This window comes from Prosthecobacter sp., assembly GCF_029946185.1.
Lineage (GTDB): Bacteria > Verrucomicrobiota > Verrucomicrobiia > Verrucomicrobiales > Verrucomicrobiaceae > Prosthecobacter.
In genome coordinates, this window is the sequence record NZ_JAQSEA010000113.1 from 1 (window position 1) to 4402 (window position 4402).

6 protein-coding genes are annotated in these 4402 nt (G+C 60.6%); 4 read left to right on the forward strand and 2 right to left on the reverse strand.

The annotated features are described in order from the left end of the window. The 4 genes from PSV43_RS08825 to PSV43_RS08840 form a co-directional block, all read left to right on the forward strand. On the forward strand, positions 1-286 hold a 286-nt coding region (locus tag PSV43_RS08825; RefSeq protein ID WP_300195776.1), incomplete at its 5' end, for a hypothetical protein. Further along, on the forward strand, positions 283-1977 hold the full coding sequence (locus tag PSV43_RS08830; protein WP_300195779.1) for a hypothetical protein: 1695 nt from the start codon (positions 283-285) through the stop codon (positions 1975-1977). The genes PSV43_RS08825 and PSV43_RS08830, both read left to right, overlap by 4 nt. Positions 1978-2124: 147 nt before the next feature. Beyond that, entirely contained in the window at positions 2125-2325 is a 201-nt protein-coding gene (locus PSV43_RS08835) for a hypothetical protein (protein WP_300195782.1), read from the forward strand. A 33-nt stretch (positions 2326-2358) separates the two neighbouring features. Next, on the forward strand, positions 2359-3363 hold the full coding sequence (locus PSV43_RS08840) for a Gfo/Idh/MocA family oxidoreductase (RefSeq protein WP_300195786.1): 1005 nt from the start codon (positions 2359-2361) through the stop codon (positions 3361-3363). Between the two features lie 189 nt (positions 3364-3552). Here PSV43_RS08840 and PSV43_RS08845 read toward each other — a convergent pair whose 3' ends face one another. Both PSV43_RS08845 and PSV43_RS08850 read right to left on the reverse strand, forming a co-directional pair. After that, positions 3553-3756: a hypothetical protein gene (locus PSV43_RS08845; protein WP_300195789.1), complete on the reverse strand. Its 204-nt coding sequence runs from the start codon at positions 3754-3756 to the stop codon at positions 3553-3555. A 41-nt stretch (positions 3757-3797) separates the two neighbouring features. Beyond that, positions 3798-4268 carry a hypothetical protein gene (locus tag PSV43_RS08850; protein WP_300195792.1) on the reverse strand — a complete coding sequence of 157 codons (471 nt, stop codon included), beginning with the start codon at positions 4266-4268 and terminating at the stop codon, positions 3798-3800. Positions 4269-4402: the final 134 nt, after the last annotated feature.

Consider the following 4402-nt stretch of genomic DNA (forward strand, 5'->3'; position numbering starts at 1 on the left):
AGCCCTGAGGAATGAAAACTATTTGGTTGCAGACCGATTCACAACAGCAGCCGCGTACGGCAGCCGTGAGGCGCTGGAGGTGTGCCTGCGATGGATGGCCATGGGGGGGGACGCACCATCGCGTAACAGCGGCCTGCCTTATCCCAAACTGCTCGAGGCCGATGGTGCCAAGCTTTGGAAGGCGGAGGTGGACAGTGAGAAGCAGTGGCCGCGCTACCGGCACCTGCGGGCCGCCGATTTTGAGTATCTGCCGGAACAACGTGCCTGGAGGCTCCGCAAACCATGACTGTCACGCTGCTCAATCGAATCATGCATCAGTTCCGCACGGAGTGGCGGCATCACCACGTCTGGGTCTTTGCCTGGATCGCGTGGACGCTGCTGCATCGCTGTTATGGCTCCGCCACGGACAACGACAATTTCTACTATGCTTTCTGGGGGTTTGTTCCTTTGCTGATGTTCCTGCTTCCTGCCACGGTGGCGTGGCGATGCATCTGTGCGGACTCGCCGTCGAACACCGACTGCATGACGCTCACGCGGCCCATTGGGCAGACAGCGCTCTGGCTTGGCAAGATGGCGTTTCTGTTCTGCGGCATCGTGCTGCCATTGCTGATTGTGGAAAGCACAGGATGGGCTGGCTTTCAGCTTGGAATGGGGGCATGGCTCGCGCTTGGCAGTGGGTTGATGCTCTACTTTGGGTTGGTGATCGGAACTGTGAGCGCGCTCACGGCTCTCACGAGCACGACGCGGCAAGTCATCGCCCTAGCGGTCGTCGGGGTGCTGCTTGCAGGACTCTGGCTCACGGGTGGAGTGTCCATGATGCAGTTTTGGTGGCCCGCTAAAAACGATGCTGGGGCCGAGGCTTTGAAAGTTTGCGGAGGAGTTGTCGCCAGCGTGGTCGAATTCCTCGGCATCATCGCGGCGTGGTGGCTCGCGACTGTGCCGCGGCGGCGGGCGGTTGCGGCTGGGGTGCTTGTCATCAGCGTGATGCAGGCACCGCTTGTCTCAGCGATGTGGAAGGTGGACTGGATCACGCCGCCTGTGCTTGGCTATCCAGTCACCAAACTTGGTGTGAAAACGGGCAAGGCGGATCCTGCTGACAAGACTCCAGGGCGGGCGCTGTGGCCCACGCTGCGGATCACCGGGCTGGGCAAAGACGAAGTGGCCAGTGTCATTGATTTTGCGCCGATGATGGATGGGAAAAAACAGTGGCCTCCCCTTGGCAGTTATTCCGATCTGGTGCCGAATACGAATGGATACGACTCCTGGCTGCACCTTGAGCATCTCCGAGCTCTGCTCAAACACAGCGCCCCGACCACGCTCTGGGGGCATCAATTGTATAACAATGCGCTCTTCAACGGGAGGGCGAGGATTCAGGCGGCCATCAAGCCGCTGAATCTTGATCCGAAAGCGATGCCAGCGCGCTGGCGTCTGCGGCTCGCGGTGCATGAAATGCGGCGCATGGGCACCGTTTCCTTCAAGAAGCTCTGGGAGCAAGGAGCCGTCTTTCCGGTGCGTCCGGGCCTGCGTGTGGAGTTCCCGCCCGTCGTGCCGAACTTTATCGGCTGGGAGACCAAGGGCCGCCTGCATTGGGTTTATCCGCAGGTGCTTCCGGCACGCGAACACCGGCCGGCGGAATCACGCGGACAACCCCTGGCGGAGGGCTTTCTTCTGGTGCTGGAAGACCCTGAGCTGCGAGAGAATAAGGCGCAGGATCTTGGCCCTCGGCAGCATGAGTATGGTCCGGGACGCGATCATGGATTCGCATGGCAGGCCGATGAATCTCAGGGCTTCGATTTCCGTCTAACGCCGCCCGTGGTGCAGCATGATCTGCTCAAAACCACGGACGAAGAGTGGGTGAAGCGGCTGAATGCCACGCTGTGGCATGCGGAGGAGCGTGGGACGGTTGATCTGGAACTTACGGCGGCACAGATGGAGGAGGTGCTGACGGAGCCGAAGCCTGAAGTGAAGAAGCCCTGATGAGGTGGGTCCATCAGTTCTGCCACACGGAGGCAGGGCGGGTGGGTGGATTGGCCGAGGCAATGCAAGCATGCAGAGCGTCAATGAGGAGATTTGCGGGCGGTGAGGGATGATGTGGTGTGTACAACGACAAGCACGTTCCCCCTTATGAAAACGAAACTTATCCGCCCCCTTCTCTTCCTCATTGCCGGTTTGAATCTGAGCAGTTGCGCGAGTGCCGCACTGGAGTTTCGCGACTCTTTCCGAAAGAGTGTCACCCCTGGTGAACGCATCGCGGCAGGGGCTTTTGACGTGGTGACGCTGCCGGTGCAACTGCCTGTTATTGTGGCGATGAAGCTTTCGGAGTGAGGAATGGCTGTTTGGCGTCGTTTCAGAGTGATCATGATGAAACGACGTACTTTTCTCCTCGCCTGTGGTTCGACTGCTTTTGCTGCCAGCGGCAGTGCCAGACTGCGGATTGGGCAGATTGGTTCGGAGCATGCGCATGCGGCGGGGAAGATGGCGGCAATGCGGGCTTTGCCGGAGCTTTGGGAGGTGGTGGGCGTGGTGGCTGCGGAGAAGGGATATGAGGGGGTGCCGATGCTGACGGAAGAGAAGCTGCTGGGGACGCCGGATTTAAAAGCGGTCGCGGTGGAGACGCGGATGGAAGAGTCGTGTGCGACGGCGCTGCGGTGCATTCAGGCGGGGAAGCATGTGCATCTGGACAAGCCGGGGGCGCTAGGGCATGACGAATTTAAGACGATGCGGCTGGAGGCGGAGAAGCGGGGGCTGACGGTGCAGATGGGATATATGCTGCGGTATAACCCGGCGTTTGAACTGCTGTTTCAGGCGGTGCGTGAGGGGTGGCTGGGGGAGATCACGGAGATCGATGCGGCGATGGGCAAGCTGGGGGATGCGAAGCAGCGTGGGATCATGGGGGCGCTGCCAGGCGGCGGGATGTTTGAACTTGCCGGCCATGTGATGGACGCGGTGGTGACGATTCTTGGCAAGCCGCAGGGAGTGACGGCTTTTTCAACGCCGACGCAGAGCGATGGGGTGAAGGACAACCAGATGGCGGTGCTGCAGTATGCGAAGGCGACGGCGGTGGTGCGCTGCAACCATGCGGATCCGTTTGGAGGACCGAGGCGGCGCTTTAACGTGACGGGGACGGAGGGGACGTTTGAGATTTTGCCGCTGGAGAGCGGGAAGGTGAATCTGTCGCTGACGAAGGCGCGGGGGAGCTACAAGAAGGGCACGCAGTCATTTCAGCTCAGCGTGCCGAAGGATCGGTATGCTGGGGAGTTTATGGATCTGGCGCGGGTGGTGCGTGGGGAGAAGAAGCTGGGGTGGGATGCGGCGCATGACATTGCCGTGCATGAGACGGTGCTGCGGGCGGCGGGGGTGTGAAAGTAGGGAGGCGATGCGTGATGACAGCGTGCTGGGTTTGACTTCCTGCCCTATGGCTTCATAACCGGAGACTGCATTCCGCAGCCTCGTTGAGGCTGAGGAATAGCTGACGTAAATTAGCACCTGCGCACAAGGAAAGAAAAGTGCGGCCACACCCATCCCACTTTACGCCGTACGCAATCTACGAGGTCAGCGCATGGGCATGGAGAGCGGGCCGACGGGGGGCATGTCGGGACGGGGGTCGCGGATATTGTCGGGAACCATTTGATTGGTGCGAGCCTCGGCTTCCATTTCACGCTCCGTTTTGGGTGGCGACTTTTCGGTTAATGCGCTGCAAGCGGGCAGGAAGGCTGCAGCGAGGAGGAGTATGAGGGCGGTGAGTGAGCAGTTCATGGTGCGAGCTTGGGTTGAGTGGATGCTGACTTTGACTGAGATCACTTGGGGAGCCTGGCGTTCAAATCCTCGACGTACTTGCGGTCCGCTTCGCTGAGACGTTCGAGCGGCACTTCGACGGGTTTTTGGTTTACCAGCAGACGGATTTTGCCATCGCGGAGGAGCGTGGGCTTGTCGGGCATTTTGGGAGGGGGAGCTTTTTGGGCGGCTTCGCGGGCGGCGGCGGGATTGGCGGCGTCGAATTCGAGAACGGAGTCCTCAAAGATGGTGAGAGTGCCGAGGAGGGATTTGCCATCGGTGCTTTTCCACTGGCGTGGATCTCCGAGCAGGAAGTAGGAGGTGAGCCTGGTCTTGGTGGGTGGCACAGGCTGGGCGGTGTTGTTGATGCTGACGCCGCTGGTGCCACCGCTGCCGTTGATGGTGCGGGTGTCAAACTTCTTGCCGGTGGCTGGCAGGACGACCTGCGCGCTGAGGGGCGCTGCCATCGCAAAGAGGATGAGCCAGGCTTTCATAGCCGGAGGCTAGCATGGCTTTCAGGTGGGGTGCAATGGCGATTATGCGTCCAAGGCGGTGTAGTCGATGGCCTTGAGACGGGGCTGCTTGGGGCCCATGCGGGGGACGCAGGCGAGGAGGGCCTTGGTGTAGG